The 20,638-nt window shown below is 66.6% G+C and carries 17 protein-coding genes; 7 read left to right on the plus strand and 10 right to left on the minus strand.

Translation table 11 applies throughout. The features are described 5' to 3' along the window. Window positions 1-238 precede the first annotated feature (238 nt). Window positions 239-1,477, minus strand: a complete 1,239-nt coding sequence (locus QW845_RS12330) for an efflux RND transporter periplasmic adaptor subunit (RefSeq protein WP_315801855.1) — start codon at window positions 1,475-1,477, stop codon at window positions 239-241. 187 nt (window positions 1,478-1,664) lie between these two features. On the opposite strand from QW845_RS12330, the gene QW845_RS12335 reads away from it, so the two are divergent. Further along, the gene (locus QW845_RS12335) at window positions 1,665-2,267 is read left to right on the plus strand and encodes a TetR/AcrR family transcriptional regulator (protein ID WP_315801856.1); all 603 of its coding nucleotides are present in this window, start codon (window positions 1,665-1,667) and stop codon (window positions 2,265-2,267) included. Window positions 2,268-2,489: 222 nt separating this feature from the next. Here the strand turns inward: QW845_RS12335 and QW845_RS12340 are convergent, their stop codons facing one another. Next, entirely contained in the window at window positions 2,490-3,347 is an 858-nt protein-coding gene (locus tag QW845_RS12340) for an adenylate/guanylate cyclase domain-containing protein (RefSeq protein WP_315802163.1), read from the minus strand. Between the two features lie 217 nt (window positions 3,348-3,564). Between QW845_RS12340 and QW845_RS12345 the strand changes: the two genes are divergently transcribed. Beyond that, on the plus strand, window positions 3,565-5,040 hold the full coding sequence (locus tag QW845_RS12345) for a M81 family metallopeptidase (RefSeq protein WP_315801857.1): 1,476 nt from the start codon (window positions 3,565-3,567) through the stop codon (window positions 5,038-5,040). Between the two features lie 258 nt (window positions 5,041-5,298). On the opposite strand, the gene QW845_RS12350 is transcribed toward QW845_RS12345, so the two are convergent. Both QW845_RS12350 and QW845_RS12355 read right to left on the minus strand, forming a co-directional pair. After that, window positions 5,299-6,924: an MFS transporter gene (locus QW845_RS12350; RefSeq protein WP_315801858.1), complete on the minus strand. Its 1,626-nt coding sequence runs from the start codon at window positions 6,922-6,924 to the stop codon at window positions 5,299-5,301. Then, complete coding sequence (locus QW845_RS12355) at window positions 6,911-8,044, minus strand: HlyD family secretion protein (protein ID WP_315801859.1); 1,134 nt, start codon at window positions 8,042-8,044, stop codon at window positions 6,911-6,913. Before QW845_RS12355 ends, QW845_RS12350 begins: the two co-directional genes overlap by 14 nt. Window positions 8,045-8,646: 602 nt before the next feature. Here QW845_RS12355 and galE point away from each other — a divergent pair. After that, complete coding sequence (gene galE, locus QW845_RS12360; protein WP_315801860.1) at window positions 8,647-9,642, plus strand: UDP-glucose 4-epimerase GalE; 996 nt, start codon at window positions 8,647-8,649, stop codon at window positions 9,640-9,642. Window positions 9,643-9,680: 38 nt separating this feature from the next. On the opposite strand, the gene QW845_RS12365 is transcribed toward galE, so the two are convergent. The 4 genes from QW845_RS12365 to QW845_RS12380 all read right to left on the minus strand — a co-directional run bounded on the left by QW845_RS12365 (window position 9,681) and on the right by QW845_RS12380 (window position 13,954). Beyond that, complete coding sequence (locus tag QW845_RS12365) at window positions 9,681-10,025, minus strand: hypothetical protein (RefSeq protein ID WP_315801861.1); 345 nt, start codon at window positions 10,023-10,025, stop codon at window positions 9,681-9,683. 22 nt (window positions 10,026-10,047) lie between these two features. Then, on the minus strand, window positions 10,048-11,067 hold the full coding sequence (gene trpS, locus QW845_RS12370; RefSeq protein WP_315801862.1) for a tryptophan--tRNA ligase: 1,020 nt from the start codon (window positions 11,065-11,067) through the stop codon (window positions 10,048-10,050). 252 nt (window positions 11,068-11,319) lie between these two features. Further along, on the minus strand, window positions 11,320-12,954 hold the full coding sequence (locus tag QW845_RS12375) for an ABC transporter substrate-binding protein (RefSeq protein ID WP_315801863.1): 1,635 nt from the start codon (window positions 12,952-12,954) through the stop codon (window positions 11,320-11,322). Window positions 12,955-13,336: 382 nt separating this feature from the next. Continuing rightward, window positions 13,337-13,954, minus strand: a complete 618-nt coding sequence (locus QW845_RS12380; RefSeq protein WP_315801864.1) for a TetR/AcrR family transcriptional regulator — start codon at window positions 13,952-13,954, stop codon at window positions 13,337-13,339. Between the two features lie 103 nt (window positions 13,955-14,057). Here QW845_RS12380 and QW845_RS12385 point away from each other — a divergent pair, with 103 nt between their 5' ends. Beyond that, complete coding sequence (locus QW845_RS12385; protein ID WP_315801865.1) at window positions 14,058-14,756, plus strand: PspA/IM30 family protein; 699 nt, start codon at window positions 14,058-14,060, stop codon at window positions 14,754-14,756. Window positions 14,757-14,811: 55 nt separating this feature from the next. Next, on the plus strand, window positions 14,812-15,087 hold the full coding sequence (locus QW845_RS12390) for a YiaA/YiaB family inner membrane protein (RefSeq protein ID WP_315721840.1): 276 nt from the start codon (window positions 14,812-14,814) through the stop codon (window positions 15,085-15,087). A 127-nt stretch (window positions 15,088-15,214) separates the two neighbouring features. Here QW845_RS12390 and QW845_RS12395 read toward each other — a convergent pair whose 3' ends face one another. After that, window positions 15,215-16,369, minus strand: coding sequence for an IS4 family transposase (locus tag QW845_RS12395; protein WP_315800429.1), 1,155 nt, complete (start codon window positions 16,367-16,369; stop codon window positions 15,215-15,217). A 324-nt stretch (window positions 16,370-16,693) separates the two neighbouring features. Here QW845_RS12395 and QW845_RS12400 point away from each other — a divergent pair, with 324 nt between their 5' ends. Both QW845_RS12400 and QW845_RS12405 read left to right on the plus strand, forming a co-directional pair. Further along, a complete protein-coding gene (locus QW845_RS12400) occupies window positions 16,694-17,698 on the plus strand; it encodes a hypothetical protein (RefSeq protein ID WP_315802164.1) in 1,005 nt (334 codons plus the stop codon). Next, window positions 17,695-18,975, plus strand: coding sequence for a hypothetical protein (locus tag QW845_RS12405; RefSeq protein ID WP_315801866.1), 1,281 nt, complete (start codon window positions 17,695-17,697; stop codon window positions 18,973-18,975). Before QW845_RS12400 ends, QW845_RS12405 begins: the two co-directional genes overlap by 4 nt. Here QW845_RS12405 and QW845_RS12410 read toward each other — a convergent pair. Then, window positions 18,896-20,482, minus strand: a complete 1,587-nt coding sequence (locus QW845_RS12410; RefSeq protein WP_315801867.1) for a hypothetical protein — start codon at window positions 20,480-20,482, stop codon at window positions 18,896-18,898. The genes QW845_RS12405 and QW845_RS12410 overlap by 80 nt on opposite strands. Window positions 20,483-20,638: the final 156 nt, after the last annotated feature.

Raw genomic sequence — 20,638 nt, forward strand, 5'->3', positions numbered from 1 at the left:
GCCCCGTGGTCGGGAGATGTCAGCGTGTAAATCGAAATTCGCTCGAGCTATTGCGCTCGCTGCCGCCTCAGATCAGGTGTCGTCCCGGCGAACGCCGGGACCCATACCGCGGACGGCCAGTTGGTGAAAAAGACTGGGGGTCATCTTTCTTGCCTACAAACAAAGCCGGTGGTTATGGGTCCCCGCTTTCGCGGGGACGACAGCTGTGGTGGCGTTGGTGGCCGGGCTCCAATGATGCTCAGCGCTGCGCCAGTCGCTTGTTGTCAGAGGCCGCCCCGTCGCGTGCGCCCATCGCGGCCACCTGCGTCTTCAGCAACGCACCCGGGCGCACCCGCTGAAGGCCGTTGACGACCACGCGCTCGCCGGGCTTGAGGCCGGCGGAGATGATGCGCAGGCCATCGACGCTGCCGCCGAGGCTGACCGGGCGATAGACAGCGCGCTCGTCGTCGCCGACCACCATCACGAATTTCTTGTCCTGATCGGTGCCGATGGCGCGCTCGTCGAGCAGAACCAGCGATTGCTGCTGCGGCTGGCCCATGCGCACGCGCGCGAACTGGCCGGGGATCAGCCGGCCGTCCTCGTTCTTGAACACGGCGCGGACGCGGATCGTGCCGCTCTGCCCGTTGACCTGATTGTCGATCAACTGGATATGGCCGGATGCCGTGATGCCGCCCGAGGTCGTCATCTCGACCGGGATGCGGTCGAGATTGCCGCGTTTGCCCGAGCCGTCGGCAATCGCCGACAATGCGCGCAACACCAGCTCTTCGGTGGCGTCGAAGCTCGCATAGATCGGGTTGACGGACACCAGCGAGGTCAGCACCGGCGAGGCCGACCCGGCGGCGACGAGGTTGCCGACGGTGACCTCGATCCGGCCGACCCGGCCGTCGACCGGCGCCCGCACCTGCGTGTAGTCGAGATTGAGCTTGGCTGTCTGCAAGGTCGCTTCGGCGGCCTTGACGTTGGCGATGGCTTCGCGATTGCCGTTGTCGCGCTGGTCGTAATCGCGCTTGGTCACGATGGAATTGCCAACCAGCTGCGCGCCGCGCTCCAGTTCGTTGGCGGCGAAGGCGGCGCGGGCGCGCGCCGCTTCCAGTTGCGCCTGCGCCCGGTCGACCTCGGCGGCGTACGGCGCCGGGTCGATCTTGAACAGGACGTCGCCAGCCTTGACCAGCGAGCCCTCGGTGAAATTGGTGCCGAGAATGGCACCGGCCACCCGCGGCCGGATCTCGACCCGCTCGACGGCTTCAAGCCGGCCGGAGAACTCGTCCCACAGGCTCGCCTTTCGCGGCTCGACGACGGCAACCGTCACGGGGACGGCCTGTTCCGGGGCCGCGGCGCGGGCCGCGTTCGGCGCGGAACTGAAGTGGAGATATTGCGAGCCGGCGTAGGATCCGGCGGCAATCACCAGGCCGGCGGCGGCGACGGTGCTCAGCCACCGCTTCAGGCGGCCGGAAGAACGAATTTCGGGCGAAGGCATTGGCGCGCTCCAGATTTGTAGTGCTCGCTACAAATGTGGCGCTGGCAACCCGTTCGCAAGAGACTTATGTAACGGATGCTACGAAAATAGTAGCCCGACTTTCGGCGACTGCGCCAGATCAAAGAAATCGCGTTCAATAACAACTAGATAAGAATCAGGGGCGGAGACGGGAACAGGAGTTTTGCACATGGGCATCGGACGGCCCCGGACTTTCGATCGCGACACCGCGCTGGACCAGGCGATGGAGGTGTTTTGGCGCCATGGCTATGAGGGCGCGACCATCGCCCAGCTCACCGACGCCATGGGCATCAACCCGCCCAGCCTCTATGCCGCGTTCGGCAGCAAGGAAGCCCTGCTCAAGGCCGCGCTCGACCGCTACACGGCGCGACGGGAGGCCTGGATGGACGAGGTGCTGAGCGCGCCGACCGCCCGCGAGGTCACCGCGCGGATGCTGATGGGCGTCGCCGAGAAACAGACCGATCCCTCCAATCCGCCCGGCTGCCTGCTGGTGCAGGGCGGTCTCGCCTGCGGCTCCGGCTCCGCCAACGTGCCGTTCGAGCTCGCGGCCCGCCGTGCGCAGACCGAGGAGCAGCTCCGGCACCGTTTCGAGCGCGCCAAGCGCGAAGGCGATCTGGCCCCGGCCGCGGATCCGGCCGCGCTCGCGCGTTACGTCTCGGCCGTGATCACGGGCATGAGCGTGATGGCCTCCTCCGGCGGCGACCGTGAGGCTCTGGCCCAGGTTGCGGCCGTGGCGATCAGGTCGGTCGAGGAGCAGTCTGTGCGGGCGTAATGCCCGGTCGCGCGGAGCCAAGCCGCCATGCGACATTCTCAAGCTGTCTCCATCTGTGTGTTCGCGAAGCCCCGAGCAGGCGTAGGAGTGACGGCCTGTGAGATCGTAGCAGGATATCGGCGTTTTCCGGACCGTCAGCCCGCAGCCGTTAAAGCGCACCTTCGCGATGCCCGGCTTCGATCTGATTCCGGGCCGAATAGAGCGCTCGCAACCACCAGCCGCTTAGTCCCGGCGCGTCCGACGTCGCTCAATCTTGTCCGAAGGAGGCCTGCTCTGGAGCACCGTCCGCATGATGCCGGCGAACAGCAATGCTGCGGCCGGCCAATGAAACCAGACTCTGTGCAGACCGGTGAAAACATTGATCAGAAGCAGAAAGCCGGAGACCGTGAGGGCCATTGCGAGGGGACGAGGCAGGCTCGCGAAGTGATCCGCGATCGAGGTGATCGACGTGGATCGCGCATCGCCGTCGCGAAAAGCAGGTGGAGCGCTCGAGGCCGCAAACGCGCGCGCATGGAGGGCGCCGTCGTCAACCGGGAGGTCGGGTCGCTGGCCGGAACGGCCGCCGATCGTGACACGATAGCTGGTCACGGGGGCAACATTCTTCAGCGGTGGCTGGCCAAGACAGTCGAAGCCGACAGTCAGTTTGTTGTGCACCTGGTCGTAGACGGGGGCCGAGACCACGATGCCGCCGGGCTCGGCCAGTTCTTGCAGGCGCGCCGCGATATTGACCCCATCGCCGAAGATATCGGAACCATCCACCATCACATCTCCCAGATTGATCCCGATGCGAAACTGCATCTGGTGTCCGTTGGATGGCGTGGGCTTCTGACTGATTTCCTGCTGAATTTCGACGGCACACCGCACGGCCTCGACGACACTGGCGAACTCGGCGATCACGGCATCGCCCCAAGTATTGACGATGCGCCCGTCATGGCGCTCCACCAATCCTGCAATGGCCGTGCGGTAGCGGCGCAGCGTCTCCAGCGTACCGGCTTCGTCGGCTCCCATGAGGCGGGAATAGCCGTGCACATCCGCGCACAGCACTGTCGTCAACCGCCGTTTCAATTTATCGTCCGCCATGTAGCCGATCGTAGCCTCATCGATTGCCAAATGCATCAGGCATCATCCGGCGCAGCGGGATCAGGCCGCGCTGTTTTCCGTCCCATGCGCTGTGCGGCGGTCGCCCTTCGCATGGGTCTCTTGCGCTTCCTGATGAGGTCCGTTTCTTTGTGGGCCTGCATCGCCGGCCGGGCCGGTGCGCGCCTGCCTTTCCTCGCAACCACCGGGTTCAGCCTTCATGCGTGTCTTCTCCGCCGCCCTTGCCACCGAGACCAATACCTTCGCGCCGATGCCCACGGGGCTCGCGACCTTCCATGAGCGCGCCTACTTCCCCGCCGGCCAGCACCCGGACAAGATGCAGATGCATGGCGGGCCACTATGGGCTGCGCGCCAGGTTGGGCCGTCCAAGGGCTGGACGCTGATCGAAGGGCTGGTGGCCGCGGCCGTGCCCAACGGGCTCGTCACCCGCGCCGCGTTCGAAACCCTGCGTGACCAGATCCTTGCCGACCTCAAAGCCGCGCTGCCGGTCGACATGGCGCTGATCGGCCTGCACGGCGCGATGATCGCCGACGGCTATGATGATTGCGAGGGCGAGCTGCTCGCGCGGATACGCGAGATCGTCGGACCCGATGTGGTCGTCGGCGCCACGCTCGACCCCCACGTTCATATGAGCGAGCTGATGGTCAGAAGCGCCGATCTTCTGATCTGCTGGAAGGAATATCCGCACACCGACATTCTCGAGCGCGCGCAGGATCTGGTGAAACACTGCACCGAGATCGCCGAGAAGCGGCTGAAGCTGCAGAAGGCGCTGGTCGACACCGACATGATCGTCACCCTGCACACCACGCGCGAGCCGGTGCGCAGCTTCGTCGACCGCATCACCGCGCTGGAAGGCAAGGACGGTATCGTCTCGATCTCGATCGTTCACGGCTTCGGCTGGGGCGACACGCCGTCCATGGGCACCAAGGTGCTTGTCTATAGCGATGCCGCCGTCGATCCGGACGGTGTCAGGGCGAAGGCGCTGGCACGCCGCCTTGCGGACGAACTGATCGGCATGCGCGAGGCGGTGACCGAGCGCATGCCCGGCGTCGATGCCGCGCTTGACCAGGCATTGGCGACAGACGGCACCATCGTGCTCGGCGATGCCAGCGACAATCCCGGCGGCGGTGCGCCCGGCGATTCCACCTTCATCCTGCGCCGGCTGCTCGACCGCAACATCGGCAATGCCTGCCTCGGTCCACTCTGGGATCCGATCGCGGTGCGCATCGCCTTCGATGCCGGCGTCGGCGCCAAGCTGCCGCTGCGGATCGGCGGCAAGATCGGGCCGCTGTCGGGTGATCCCGTCGATGCGACCTGGGAGATCAAGGCGCTGAAGGAGAACATGGTGATGACGGGCCTCGCCGGCACGCCCGCCAAGCTCGGCGATTGCGCGCTGATCGCGAGCAATGGCGTCGAGGTCGTCATCACGACGTTCCGCTGCCAGGCCTTCGGCCGGGACTTCTTCACCCAGCTCGGCTGCGATCCTTCGACGCGCAAGCTCGTCGTGGTGAAATCCGCCCAGCATTTCCGCGCGGCATTTGCGCCGATCGCGGCCGACATCATCATGGTCGATGCGCCCGGCGTGGTCGCGCGCGACGTGACGACGTTGCCCTACAAGAAGATCAAGCGTCCGAAATGGCCGCTCGACGAGTTGCCGCAACCATCGCGCGCATGATGTCCCAGAATGCGACGATCATCGCAGCGACGTTAACGTTCGGAACGCGGCTGGAACGAACCGCGTCCGAATCGCTTGCGAATAAGGGTTTGAAATCTGTTCACGGCTAGATGTCGTATCTCTCCGAGATGGCGCGCAACATGCAGCGCCGGCGATCCTGATCGCGCGGCTCGGCTTTCGCGAGAAGGTTAAAGGCGCAGAGGCGCGCCGGCGTCGTTGGAGAGAAAGCTACGACCCCGCATGCGGGGGCGGGCCCGCTCACGTCGTCGACGATCCGAACCGTCGCATCCACGCCGCCCTCAGACTGATCGGTGTCGGCGAGAACGGGCCCGGAGGCGCGCGCGTGATCAGGGCGACCAGCAGGAGCGCGGCGATCGCGAGCCAGAAGCACAGCCAGAACGCGTCGAGATAAGCGAGCACGTTGGCCTCGCGCTGGACCTGCGCGGCCAAGGTCCCGACGGCGCGCGCCTTGGCTTGGCCGCCGCCATGCGCGGCGAAATAGCCGGTCAGCCGTTGCAGCGCGCGCGCGACGTCGAGGTCGCCGCTCTGGATGTTGAGGCCGAGATAGGCCGAATGCACCTGCTCGCGCACCCGCAGCCACGTTCCCATAAGGGCGACGCCGATTTCGGCGCCGCCGAGCCGCATCACCTGGATGTAGGCCGCAAAGGAGGTCGCGCGGGCCGGATCGGAATTCGACAGCGCGAGGATGATGATCGACAGCAAGGTCAGGGCCTGTCCGATCGACTGCAGCACGACGATGACGATGAAATCCTCGCGCGCCCAGGCATGGGTGATCTGGGTGCCGAGCAGATTGGCCGCCGCGAAGGCGCCGAGACCGAGCACGACGACGATGCGGGGATCGAGATGGCGAAGCAGCACGATCGACAGCGGCACCAGCACGATCATCGGCAGCGCGCCGTAGAACAACAGCAGCGAGCCGCTCTGCTCCGGCCGCAACTGCGTGATCGTGGCGAGGAAGTTCGGCACCAGCGACGCATTCGAGAGGCTGGTCAGCGTGTAGAGCAGGATCACGACCAGCGACAGCCCGATGTTGCGCGAGAACAGCACGTTGAAATGCGCCCATGGCTGCGGGGCGAGCGCCTCGTTGACGAGGAACAGGACGAACAGCACAGCGCCGCCTGATAGCAGCGCCATCACCGTGCCCGATTGCAGCCAGTCGAGCCGGTTGCCCTGGTCGAGCCCGGCATAGATCATCGCCACGGCGCTGCCGAGCAGCAGCATCCCGCCCCAGTCGGCGTTCTCGAGCAGCGTGCGGTTGACCGGCTCGGCCGGGGTGCCGAGATAGACCATCAGCGCCATCAGCGGAGCCAGCACGACGCCCTGCCAGTACAGCCACTGCCAGCCGAGATGCTCGACATAGAAGCCGACCAGCGAGGTCGAGGTATCCAGCGCGAAGCCGACCCGGATCGCATAGATCGAGATCGCCGGCAGCCACCAGCGGATCGGCAGGTTGCGGAAGATGATCATGAGCGTGGCCGGCACGAAGGTGCCGAGCAGCATGCCGTGCAGGATCGCGAGCGCGATCAAGGTCGGATAGTCGCGCACGAACGGAATGATCAGCGACAGCACCGCGTAGACCAGGCTGGGAATGCCGAGCACACGGCGCAGGCCGAACACGGTCGCGAGCCACGCCACCGCCGGCGCGATCAAGATCTGCGAGCCGATCGCGGCGGTCGACAGCCAAGCGCCCTCGTCGAAGCCGAGCGAGAACGCGCCGCGCAGATCGGGCAGGCCGACCGAGGTCAGCCGGCTGTCGAAATTCGCCAGGAACGAGCCGAGCAGCACCGCCCCGACGGCAAACAGCGGATGCGCCGCCTGGCCGCCGCGCGACAGCGGTCCGCGATCGGTCTCACTTGGTGCCATCGGCCTGGCCGGCGGTGCGGATGTGGGTCTCGACCGACATGCCCGGCAGCAGCCGCGCGAGCAGCGGCTGGTCGCCGTCGAGGGCGATGCGGACCGGAATGCGCTGCACGACCTTGGTGAAGTTGCCGGTGGCATTGTCGGGCGGCAGCAGCGCGAATTGCGAGCCGGAGGCCGGCGCGATCCGCTCGACGCGGCCATGCAGCCTTTGGCCCGGGAACGAGTCCACGGTGACCTCGACCGGCTGGCCGGGCGCGACATGGGTGAGCTGCGTTTCCTTGTAGTTGGCGATGACGAAAACATGCGGCAGCGGCACCACCGCGATCAGGCTGCTGCCGATGTTGACGTAGTCGCCGACCTGCACCTGGCGCTGTCCGACGACGCCGTCGAATGGCGCAGTGATCCTGGTGTAGCCGAGCTTGAGCCGCGCCGCGGCGAGCGCGGCCTTGGCGCCGGCGAGATCGGCGCCGCGCTGCTTCTTGGTGCCGGTGAGCACCTCCAACTGGTGGCGCTGGGCGGCGATCACCGCACGGCTCGCGCGCACGTCCGCCTGTGCCTTGGCATAGGCGGCCGTTGCCTGTTCCAGCCGCTGCTTGGTCCCTGCCTCGCTCTGCGACAGCGACTGCTGGCGCTCTTCCTCCTGCCTGGCCTGCACCTCGGCCGCGCCGGCCGAGACCTGCTGCGCTTCGGCCTGGGCGATGGTCGCGTATTGCAGCTCGACCTGGTTGCTGAGGTTGTCGAGCGCCGCCTGCGCCGCTTCGACATTGGCCTCGGCCTGCGATACCTGTGCCTCGTAGTCGGCCGGATCGATCTGGACCAGCAGGTCGCCGGCCTTGACCTGCTGGAAATCGCTGACCGCAACCTTCGTCACCTCGCCGGCCACGCGGCTCGAGAGCTGCGTCAGGTCGGCGCGCACATAGGCATCGTTGGTCGACTGGGTCGTTGCGTTGCCGGTCCAGGCGTTCCAGCGCGTGGTCGCGAGCGCCACGAAGGCGAGCGCTGCGATCACCGCAAGCAGCGGAATGCCGAGACGCGCCCAGAGCCCGGGCGCCGCGGCGGAGGAGGGGGGCGGCGTCGATGCAGCGCGCGCCGCCGCGTCGACGTTACCAGGTGTTTCACTCAAGGGAGCCTCCTGCATCGGCCGACGCTGATCAGTCCGACGACTCGTACCCCATTCTGCGCCGCGTGCCACCTGGACTCTGGGTTGTGAGCCATGCGCCGCGGGGCATGGACATCTGCGCGCCGAACGGAACCGGCAGGCGATCGGACCGTGATGAACCAGCTAACAGGCCAGCAGGTTGAGCACACGGGCACAGCCCGCGATCGCCGCGCCGCGACCGCGCCAACGACATCGGCGCTGCACTCGCTGCCGCGACCAGCCCGCGCATGATGTCCCAGAATGCGACGTCGCGCGCGCTCACGTTAACGTTCAGAACGCGACTTGAACGAACCGCGTCCGAATCAGCGGCACAGCCGGGTACGAGGTCTGTTCACGGCTAGATGTCGTGCTGCCATCGCGTGACATCAGCTATTCGGCATCACCTGACCGCCACCGGACGACCGGCCGGGGTGCAAGACCGTTAAGAGCGCGCAGAGCGGCGTGCCGCCAAGCGGTTGTCGGTGACGCCGGCCGGCGCGCTGCCCGGTTGCAGCGGTCGCCGCGCTGGGTCACATTTCGCATCCGCGACTGGGTCCAGCCGTTCGCTGATCAGAAGGCCTTCATGCATGGGTCACAACGGAGCGATCCTGGTTGCCGGAGGCGCCGGCTACATCGGGGCTCATTGCTGCAAGGCCGTTGCCGGGGCCGGCTACGTGCCGATCTGCTACGACAATCTGTCCACCGGCCATCGCCGCTTCGTGCGGTGGGGACCGCTGGTGGTCGGCGACATCGCCGACAGCGCCAGAGTGGCTGACACCATCCGCGCCCACGGGGTCGGCGCGGTCATGCACCTGGCCGGGCCGAGCACGATCGGCGAATCCGTCACCGATCCGGAGGCATACTATCTCAACAACGTCGCCGGCAGCCTGCGCCTGCTGCAGGGCATGCGCGAGGCCGGCTGCGCGCGGCTGGTGTTCTCCTCGACCGGCGCGGTCTATGGCGACGCCGGGCGGGATCCGATTCCCGAGAGCGCCGCGGGATCGGCCCTGAATCCCTACGGCCGCTCGAAATACATGATCGAGCAGATCCTGGCGGACTATCAGGCGGCCTACGGCCTGTCGGCCATCGTGCTGCGCTACTTCAACGCCGGCGGCGCCGACGCGTCAGGCCTGATCGGTGAGCTGCGCGATCCCGAGACGCACCTGATCCCGCGGGCGCTGATGGCGATCCTCGGCCATGTGCCGGACTTCGCGATCTTCGGCACCGACTATGACACACCCGACGGGACCGCCGTGCGCGACTATGTTCACGTCGATGATCTCGCGGCAGCCCACATCGCCGCGATGGAGCGTCTGCTGCAGAACGGTTCGGGTGGCACCTACAATCTCGGCACCGGCCGCGGCCATTCGGTGCGCGAGATCGTCGATGCAATCGGCAGGGAGACCGGCGAGCGGATCCCGCTGGTGGTGCGCGCGCGCCGCGCCGGCGATCCACCGGTCCTGGTCGCCGATCCGCGCCTTGCCCGGCAGGAGCTCGGCTTCGCGGCGCATCGGTCCGATCTCGGCACGATCATCCGCTCGGCCTGGGCCTGGCATCAGGCGGCGCACCCCCGGATCGCATGAGGCCGATGCCGCGTGTCGGGAGCTTGTCGGGGAAGTTGTTACGCCGCGGCCGGCGGCGTGTGCGCGAATTCGTCCACGAAGCTCATCTCCGCGCGCTCGTCGTCGACCGACCAGCAGCCGATCTCGGAAGCGCCCCGGAAGAAGTGGACGCTGTGGACCGGTGAGCGGAAATCGTCGCCGCGAATGATCTGGAGCAGCGTCTGCGCCACGCGGCGGTGATCGCCGGGGAGCCTGAGGTCGAAGAATGCGTCGCCATAGCCCGGCAGGATGGTGCCGGCCGAATCGCGAACTTCCATGCGCAACTGAGCCATGCTCGCATTCAACGACAGCAACGGTTTCCGCCCGGTAAATGCCGCCGCGCTTTGGTCTCGATCCGGCGGCACATGCGGCCTCATCATTCGAGAGCTATTGCAGCGTGAACAGACCGAGCGCGTCGCGGACATCGCGCAAGGTCGCAGTAGTGAGGGTGCGCGCCAGTTCGGTGCCGCGCCTGACGATGTCGAGAACATGGCTGGGATCGCGCGCCAACGCCGCCCGCCGGTCGCGGATGGGCGCGACCACGGCCTGCAGCACGTCATCGAGTCGCCGCTTCACGATGCTGTCGCCGAGGCCGCCGCGGACATAACGCGCCTTGAGGTCCGCAACAGCCGCAGGATCGTCGTCGAACGCGTCGAGATAGGTGAAGACGACATTGCCCTCGACGCGGCCGGGATCCGCGGCCCTGATGTGGCCGGGATCGGTGAACATGCGGCGGACGGCATCGCGGATCTCGTCCGCCGTGGCGGAGAGCGGAATCGTGTTGCCCTGTGATTTGCTCATCTTGGCCTTGCCGTCCACGCCGGGCAGGCGCCCGACGCTCGGGATCAGCGCGCGTGCCTCGGGCAGCACCTCGCTGCCCGCCTGGCGGTTGATGCGGCGGACGATCTCGTTGGTCTGCTCGATCAGCGGCGCCTGGTCGTCTCCGACCGGCACGATGGTCGCCTTGAAGGCGGTGATGTCGGCGGCCTGCGCGACGGGATAGCAAAGGAAGCCGGCCGGAATATCGCGGCCGAAGCCGCGCGCCTGGATCTCGTCCTTGATGGTCGGGTTGCGCTCGAGCCGCGCCACCGTGACGAAGTTCATGTAGAGCAGCGTGAGATCAGCCAGCGCCGGCAAATGCGATTGCAGGCAGATGGTCGTCATCTCCGGATCGATGCCGACGGCGAGATAGTCGGTCGCGATCTCCAGGATATTCCGGCTCACCCTGGCCGGATCATGGGCGTGGTCCGTGAGCGCCTGGGCATCGGCCAGCAGCAGGAATTGCCGATGCGTGGATTGCAGCGCGACGCGGTTCCGCAGCGAGCCGACATAGTGGCCGAGGTGCAGGGGGCCGGTGGTTCTGTCGCCGGTCAGGATGACGGGACGGTCTGGCACTGAGGGACGCATTGTGGTTCTCCAGGAGTGAGAACCGCCGCTCGATCGAGCTCTTCGATGCTGTTGATGACAAGAACCGCGTCGCAGGCCGATGAACGGCGGCAACGGGCGATGAAAGACGAGGCCGTGCCGCTCCTAGATGGAGCGCCACCACATGTTCGCGCGCAGGGTCTCGGTCTTGATCATCGGACCGATATGGCCGAAATCGCGGATCGACGCAACCCGCTGACATGCGCCGAGCGCGGCGCGATCCGGCCATTCCGTCTATTCGAGATCGATCGCATGATACTGGCCGGTCTTGTCGAGCTGCGTGCCCCAGACCTTGTGCAGCGCCTGGTGGTCGGAGGGGCCGAAGCTCACCTTCGATCCAACGCCGAGCTCGTAGTTCTGCATCGATTCGAGGACGTCGACCAGCGACTCGGTGTCGACGGCGGGACCAGCGCGCCGCAGCCCTTCGATCAGGACGTTGGCGGTGAGATAGGCTTCCAGGGACGAGTAGTCCGCCGGCTCGCCGGGGAAATATCTGGCGAGCGCCTTCTTGTAGTTCAGGGTGACGGAGGCGTAGCCGTCGACGGCCGGCGTGACCTGGGTGCAGATGACGCCGTCGGCATAGCGCGGGCCGAGCACCATCAGCTCGCTGGCGAGGCCGGTGCTGCCGACGCCCGAGATCGTCGCGTAGGTCATGTCCGGATAGAGGTCGCGGGTCTTCTCGATGAACTTGGCCGCGGCGCGGAAGGTGGCGACCAGCACGACGGCCTTGATCGCATGCTTCTGCCGGCGGAGTTGCGCGATGGCCTCGTCGACATTGACGGTGTTGCGGCTGTAGCTCATGCGGAAGGCGTCGCCCGCGCCGCCGCGCAGCGCGTGCATCGCCTTGCTGACGCCCTCCCACCCCGCGTCGCCATAGGCGTCCTGCTGGGTGAGCACTCCGATCTCCTGCGGTCGCAGCTTGCGGCTCTTGACGAGATAGTTCACCAGCGCATGGGCTTCCTCGGCGTAGCCGGCGCGGTAGTTGAAGACGTAGCGGTCCGGCGGGTCGCGGCGGAGCGAAGGAGCCCCGGTGAAGGCGCCGAAATACAGCGCATGGTGCTCGAGCGCGTAGGGCACCGAGATCAGGGCCGTCGGGCTGCCGTAGTTCTCGACGAAGCCGAACACCTTTTGCTGCTCGTAGAGCTCCTTCATCGCGTTCAGCGTCCGCGTCGGCTCATAGGCATCATCGGCCGTGTAGAGCTTGAGCTGCCGGCCATGCACGCCGCCTTCCTCGTTGGCCTGCGCGAAGGCGAGGTCGATGCCGAGCTTGAGCTGATGGCCCATCTCGCGGGCCGGACCCGAGAACGGCGCCGCCATTCCGAAGCTGATTTCGGTGTCGGTCACGCCCTGGACCGGGGGGCGCGCGCTGGTCGGCGGCGCCGCCGCGGCATTGGCCATCCGCGTGTCGAACTTCGGCGTGCGGTCCTCCTCCCTGAGCGGCATGCTCTGGTCTGGCGTGACCACGGGGAGGGCGCTCGCGAACGCTCCGGTCGGGAAAGCATCCTGGACCGGCGCGACTGTCTGCGCGGCGCGGACCGGCGGCGGGGCGACTGTTGCCGGCGTCGTCACCTCCGCACTGCCGTTGGCGGAGAGCGCAGCGGTCCACCGCGTCGGAAGCCGCATCGCGGCAAAGCCGGCCACGCCAGCGGCGACAGCCACGAGCCCCAGCACGCTCAGCACGCCGAGCAACCGCCGCTCCCGTGGCGGCGGAGGAACCTCCTGCACGCCGTAGCGCGACGCGAATTCAGCGGGCGTGGGCCGGTCGTGCTCGTCGCGCCACGATTGTTCATACATCGGACGCCGGCCGTCGTCGTAGCCGGACGGGAATGGCGGATCGCGGTCGTCATTGGGCGCACGCAAATGTCTCACGATTTCCCCCTTGGCTCGCGCGTCATGGACTCGTTGGAGTTTTCTTCTTGATCGCGCGGCCGTCATACGCTGCAGGTTCTGCCGGCCGGATGAGTGTGGCCATGCGTCGAGATCTGCGCATGTCGCACGACCAGCACTCATCATCGCGTGCTGGTGGCTCGACTGTCCCAGACATGTTGTCTGGAACAAGTCCGAACGTCGACATGATACTGCGAAGCAATGCGGCGGTTGTTTGTTCGCGCCGTCAATTCCGGCTGAACAACGAGAGAGCTGCGCCGCCATGAGGGCAATTAGCTAAGACAACAAGTAGACGTGAAGCAGTCGAGCCTGATGGTTGGCATCAGGTGCCGATGATGCTGTTCGCCCGGCGCAAAGCCTCTCGTCAGTGGCCGGCTTTCTCCTCCGCCACCAGTCCCGTCACCATCGCCTTCACCATGGTCGCGATCTGCGCGCGCAAGGCGGCGAGCGGCACCGCGATCAGCTTCTGCTCCAAGCCGAGCGCGACCATGCCGTGGACGGCCGAGAACAGGCTGCGCGCGGTGACGCTGATGTCGTCGAACGAGCGCTGCGGAAACAACGCCGCCAGCGGCTGGTGGATGTGACGGAACAGGTGCATCTGGTCGGCGATGGCCCAGTCGGGCAGCGGCTTCTCGGGCGCCATGCGATGTTCGAACAGCGCGCGCCAGAGCTCGAGATTGTGGGCGGCGAAGTCGCAATAGGCGATCGCGATGCGCACCAGCGCAGCCTCGGGGCCGGGAGGGCCCGCGCCCTCGGCTGCGGACAGGTTGGCATCGAGCCGCGCCAGGGTGCGTGATCCGACCATCAGCACGAGCTCGTCGACATCGGCGACGAGATTGTAGACCGCGCCATTGGCGACGCCGATCTCCTGGGCGAGATCGCGCGTCTTCAGGCCGGCGAGACCCCGCGTGCGGATCATCCGCTCGGCAGCCTCGATCAGGGCTTCGCGCTGTTTTGCGCGTCTTTCCAGTGTCTTGGACATTGTCGACCAAAATATTGAGCGTCGCTCAAAATAATCCTTGAGCGCCGCTCATGATTGCGCTAGAAGAAATCCTATGAGCGATGCTCATAACAGGGAGTTCACAATGTTCAAGACCGTTCTGACGCTGTTTCGGGGCACCGTGGCCGTCGCGGAGGAGGAGCTGCAGGACCGTACCGCGCTGGTGATCCTGGATCAGCAGCTGCGTGACGCCGCCGCCGCTGTCGAACGCAGCAAGCGCGCGCTGGCTCTGGCCATCGCGCAGGACCAGCAGGAGGGCAAGCGGCTCGAGGCGACCTTGGCGCGGATCACCGATCTCGAGGTGCGCGCCACCGCAGCCCTCGACGGCGGCCGCGAGGATCTGGCCCGCGAGGCGGCGCACGCGATCGCCGGCCTCGAGGCCGAGCGCGACGCCGCCAGGACGGCGCGGGCGCTGTTCGCGACGGAGATCACGAGGCTGAAGAGGCATGTCGCCAACGCCGAGGCGCGCATTGCCGAGCTCGATCGCGGCCGTCGCATCGCGCGCGCCTCCGAGGCCGTACGCAATCTGCGCCGCGGCGGCATCGAGGCGGCGCGTCCTTACGAGTGCACGCTGCCCGAGGCCGAGGCGACGCTGAAACGGCTGCGCGAGCGGCAGATCGAGGCGCAAGCCGCGGACGAGGCGCTCATGGAGCTCGATGCCGCGACGGGGCCGATCACCACGGCCGAGAAGCTCGCCGAGCAGGGCTTTGGCCCGCGCATCAAGACCACTGCCGACGACGTGCTGGCGCGGCTGAAGGCCGGCCGCACCGCCCCGGCCAACTGAATTTCGTCACCCCCGATCGAACGCATCAACAACCACGCCATCATAGGAGCCGACCATGAACCAGAACACCCAGCCGCACAGCAGCGCCTTCATCACCTTCTCCTACGCCTCGTTCGGCGCCTCCGCCTTCCTCGTCGCTCTCGGCGTCTTCTTCATGCCGATCGATCTCTGGATGAAGGGCTATCTGACGATGGGCATCGTCATGCTGGTGCAGACCTGCGTCACCCTGACCAAGACCCTGCGCGACCGCCACGAGAGCGGCAAGCTCGTCAACCGCATCGAGGACGCCCGCGCCGAGCGCCTGCTGATGGAGGTGTCGAAGGCGGCGTAAGCCGGCAGTCGCAGCCCCCTTGCTTCCTCGGTCTATGGCATCGATCGTATCGGACGAGATGCATGCGACGCAGAAGCGTTCAATTGGTTACTCCGTCATGCCCGGGCTTGTCCCACGACTGTCCGGTTCAGCTTCCGCATATTGCGAGGCTCAACTGTTGTGGGTTTTTGGCAAGTTGGGGTGGCCCCGTGAGCAATTGATCGATGGGGCGGCGATGCATGAGGTTGGTGCGGACCAATCTGGCAAAGACCAAGGGGCTTTGGATTGCCTTCTGAAGGTCTTGCGCGAGGCGAAGCAAGAGGAAGGCGATCAGGGCAACGGCGATCTGGATACGAACGGCGTTCTCAGAAGTCCCGAGGAACCTGGTGATCTTGAGGGTCTGCTTGACCCAACGAAAGAACAACTCGATGGCCCAGCGGCGACGATAGAGGTCGGCGATCTCTTGAGCGCTGGCATCGAGGTCGTTCGACAGGATGCGCAGGATCTTTCCCGTTTCCAAGGTGACGCGCACTTCGCGCACCGCAGTCTGCATTGGATTGCGGCGGCTGTAGGCTTGGCGTTGTGGAAGGAAGCCGATGCGGTCGGAGAGGATGTTGCCATCCGCGATGACAGGCAACTCCTCCACGACCCGCAGCGGCGTATTGGATTTGAACCGGGTCACGATTCGACAACCGGCGGCGTCCAGTTGAGCCCACCAAGCATATTCATAATAGCCGAGATCGAAGACGTAGGTTGCTCCCGGCTCGATGGGCATCTGATGCGCTGCAGTATTGTCGTTGACGTTGGCTCCGCTGATTGCCGCATAAATCGGCCGGTCGGCGTCGGCATCATAGATCACATGCACCTTGGCACCGCAGACACCGGTAGAGAACCGTGCCCAGCCAGCGCTGGCTTCTGTCAGCCGTACGCTGGTCGAATCAATCAAATACGTCGTCTCGGCAAGCTTGCGGCGTAACCGGCGATGGGCCTGCTTCATCATGATGGCCAACAGGGCGGCAAACATCTCCGCAGGCCGATTCATATTGGCGTCCGCGAAAGTCGAGCGGCGGACAGGGCCCCCACCCAGGTGATAAAGCCGCGCGGTGTGGCTCGACAGCCCGGTGACAATCTCACGCAGACTGGAAGCCCCCGAAAGCTGGCCGTACAGCAGCGCCACAAATTGGTCTTTGGTGGAAAGCCGTCGAATCCGCGCGTCCGTGCCATGCTCGTCCACAAGCGCCTCGAAGCGATGCCAGGGGACCAACTTCAGAATGTCTCGGAATACTGTATTCTGATGCGGCATGGCGGGACCTTCCTGGTGTGTCTCGAACATTTGGCGATGCTCAAGACCGCAGAAGAATCCACGCCATGCACCATGTCCAGTCTGTCTGAACCGGACAGCCGTGGGACAAGCCCGGCCATGACGGCGTGGAGGCAGGACGTTCATGGAACAAGGCAGGGATGGAGCGGCCCAAGCATGGCTGCCATTCAGACTGCGTTTACCTTTGCCGCCGCTCCGCCTCTCATCATGATCGTGCATTAACGGCGTCAGGTTAGGTCAGTCGGATCTGGCCATGATGCTAGGATGCTGGTGACGGCAGGCATGGTCTGGCGGGTGGGTCTACAAGTGAACATCGTCGCAGCAGTGGGGCGTATCCGACGCGGCATCAGCTTCTGGCTGACCGCGCTCGGCCAGGAGGCGATGGACCTGTCGCTGCGAACCCACGCGGAGTTGCGCACGCGCATCGTCGAGAGCCCGGGGACGACCTTGGATGATGCGGCGCTGGCGGCGCTCGTAGCCGATCTCCGCACCATCGCCGGCAAGACGCTGCCGGCCGGCGAGCTCACCTATGGCATTTTTTCAGGCCAGCGCGAGCCGCTCGCGCGCGCCATCATCACCGTGGTGTCGGAGGAGGCGGGCGGCCGGCCGATCGCGTTCAACGCGCTCGCGGTGATGCAGGTCGAGCGCGACGGCGACGCCCAGCAGGTGCTGCATCTCGGACTGGTGATGGTCGACCCGGACGCGCGCGGCAAAGGCCTTTCCGGCGTGCTCTACGGCCTCACCACGCTGCTGCTGTTCATCCGTGACGGCCTGCGGCCGAAATGGATCTCCAACGTCACGCAGGTGCCGGCGGTGGCCGGCATGGTCTGCGAGACCTTCTCCGACGTCTATCCGTCGCCGCTGCCGCAGGCCCGGCCGAGCTTTGCGCATCTTCAGCTCGCGCGCGGCATCATGCGGGCGCATCGGGCGGTTTTCGGCGTCGGCGACGAGGCCGGGTTCGACGAACAGCGCTTCGTCATCACCGACGCCTATACCGGCGGCTCCGACGCGCTCAAGAAGACGTATGACGACGCGCCCAAGCATCGCGACCCCGTCTACAACGGCTTCTGTGCGCGCGAGCTGGACTACGCCAGGGGCGACGATCTGCTGCAGCTCGGCCGGATCGATCTCGCCGCCGCCCGGCGCTATCTGCTGCGCGAGATCCCCTCGGACTCGCTGCCGGCGCTGCTGGCGACCTCGGCCGTGCTGGCGCTGCAGCGGATGATCCTGCCGCTGGTGCACTGGCTCGACGATACCAGGACGTTCGGCACCTTGCGTCCGCGCCGGCCGACCGGCGAGCCCACGCCATGACGGCCGGCATCGTTGCCGACTCCATCGTCAACCTCTGCGGCGCGATCGGCCTCGCGGTGGCCGCCGCCATGCTGCACCGGCGCGATCCCCGGGGACCGCTGACGGCGCGGCTCGTCGTTCTGCTCGGGACGGTCGCCTCGCTGTTCCTGCTGCGCGGCATCGCCTGGTGGATGGACAATGCTTTTCTCGACCGCCTCTCGCTGATTCCGGCGGCGCTGATCCCGCTCGGCGCGCTGGCGGTGACGGAGGGCCTGCTGCGCCGGCACGCGCATCGCATGCTCAAGGCAATTGCCCTTGCCGGCGGCGCGGCTCTCGCGATCGCCGGCGCGCTCGGTCCGGTCGCGTTCGAAAGTCACCACACAATCGTGCTGTCAGCCTTTCAGCTCGCAGGCTTTGCGACCTGCGCCTGGCTGCTGCTTCGCCGCGACCGCGCGAGCCTGCTGGCGTGGGAGAACCGCGCCATCGATCGCGTCGCCTTCGGCGCCATCATGGTCATCCCCTTCATCATCACAGATTTTCGCGTGCTGGCGCCGGGCATGCCGGTGCGGCTCGGCGCATTGGGCGCGCTGCTGGCGGTGACCGCGATCCTGATCGCCGGCGCCAGCGCGGAGACGCAGCGCCAAAGCGGGCTGCTGACGGTGTTGCGGATCCTCGGCGCGGCCTTGCTCGGCGCTGCCGCGGCAGCGCTCTCACCGGAGGTCGACGCTGCGCAACTGATGCGTTTCTGCGCGGTCGCCGTGGCCGGCGTGCTCACGATCGGACTGATCGGGGACGCCTTGCGCGCGGTGCTGCAAGCCCGCGAGCCGGGCGTGCTCGACTCGATCGGGGCGTCGAATGCGGCGACACGCGACGCTCTGATCGCCGAGCTCACGCGCCAGCCGGTCTTCGAGAGCGCACGCCGTTGCCGCGAGGATGAGCTGATTGCCTATGATCCGCCGCTGCTGCGCGACTTTCTCGCGTCGAGCCGGGTGCTGCGCCGGGCCGATGCGCCGTGGCGGCGGGCGGTCGCCGATCCGGCCGTCGAGCGCATGGTGGCGCTGATGGATGCGCGGCATGCGACGCATGTGATCGTGCTGTCGCACCAGCCAGTCGATCTCATCGTGCTCGCGGTCTCCGTGATCTCGGCCGATCCGGCCACGGAAACCGCGCTCGCGCTGGTCAGGCGCCTGCTGGTGCAGGCGCCTGATCCTCAGGACGTCACGCCCACATGTGATGGTGGGCATGCTGATGCTGTGACATGTCCATCATCGGCCCTTCCATCATCGGACCGTCCATGACGAGGGTCGCCGGAGCGGCGCTGGCGGCGGGCGCCGCCCTCGCCAGCATGATCACGTTCGAGGCGGGCGCCGCCGTGATGGCCGCCAGGACGGCGGCGGCGTCGGCACTGTTGCCGCCGCCGGTGGTCGCCAGCACCTGGCCGATCGTGGTGCCGTCGACATTGTAGGCGCCGCCATTGACCGGGATGTTGTTGCCGCCGACATCGGCTGCGTTCTGGTGCATCTGGTCGGCGGCCGCGGCGACCAGCGCCTTGTTGCCGGCCTGGAAGCCCTCGAGGATCTTGGCGATCTCGGCGCCGAGCGTGCTCTGGTCGCCGAGCAGCTCGTTGTCGAAGCGGGCCTGGAAGATGCCGCCCTGCGCCGCGTCGAAATCGGTGACGTCCTTCTTGAACGTCATCAGGTCGGCGGTGACCTGCGCCATCGCGGCGGCGTCGCCGGCATTGACCGCCGCGATCGCCGCCTTGCCGAGCGCGTTCGACTGGGCGATGAACATGGCCCAGAAATCGGTCTGCGCCTGGTTGTCCTGATAGGCCGGCGTCGGATTGAGGAAGTCGCCGAATCCGGTCCAGCCGTTGAGGCCGTTCTGCTGCGCCATGTTGGCGAGATTGGTGTCGCCGGCGACGATGTCGATGATGTCGAGGAAGTCGTCGTTGAGCGCGCGGCCGATGTCGACATTGCCGGCCGCGCCGTTGATGTGGGTGTTGACGAGCGCGAGCTGGTCGATGATGGCGAGCGCGTGCACGCCGGTCAGGCCGCCGAACTGCAGCGGGTTGGCGGCGACCAGCGCATTGAGGCCGGCGATCAGCGCGTCGACATCGTCCTGGATGATGTCGACATTGCTGTCGTTGACGCCGCCGATCAGCCGGTTGGCGGCGTCGTTGAAGATCAGGCCGAGCTCGGCCAGCGTGCCCTTGGCGGCGGTTGCGGCCGTCACGCCCTCGGGCAGCAGCGCCGGCGCCTGCAGGAAGCCGGTGACGCCATCGGCGTTGGTAGCGTTGCCCGCGAGGTTCGGATCGTTGTTGACGACATCGAGGATGTCGAGATGCGCGTTGCGCAGCGCGGTCTCCGCCGCGGCGATGCTGCCGAACGCGCCGCCGCCGGTCACCGACGCCATCGCGGCATCCTGCGCGACCGTGATGTCGGCGAGAATCTTGTTGACGTTGGTCAGCGTCTGCCCGGTGAACTGGTTGGCGGCAACCATCGCCTTCAGGCCATCCTGAATCACGGTGAGATCGCCGGCGTAGTTGTAGACGCTGCCGAGCCCCTGGCCGCCTTCGTCGACCACGTTGCGCCACAGCCCGCCTTCGAGAAAGCGCGTCGCGTCGTTGAACACCACGCCGAGTTCGGCGAAGCCGAGCGCGGGCGTCGGTGGCGTGGGAGTTGTCGGCGTGGGCGGCGTGGGCGTAGGAGGCATCGGCGCCGGCTGGCAGTGATGATTGTGATGGTGGTGGTTGTGATGATGGTGATCGTGGTGACTGTCGTGATGGTGACGATGATGGTGCGACATGTCCGACGTACTCCCCAAGGCTGCGCACCACTGCAAATGAGCCGAGGCAACGGGGCGCGGCTGACGCGGTGCGGATGATGCGGCTATCTGCTGCCCGCTTCGTGGCTGCTTCGCGCAAGGATTGTGGAATGCGTCTGCGTCAGATTGTCGTGCGGC

It is taken from the genome of Bradyrhizobium sp. SZCCHNS3002 (genome assembly GCF_032377435.1).
Lineage (GTDB): Bacteria > Pseudomonadota > Alphaproteobacteria > Rhizobiales > Xanthobacteraceae > Bradyrhizobium.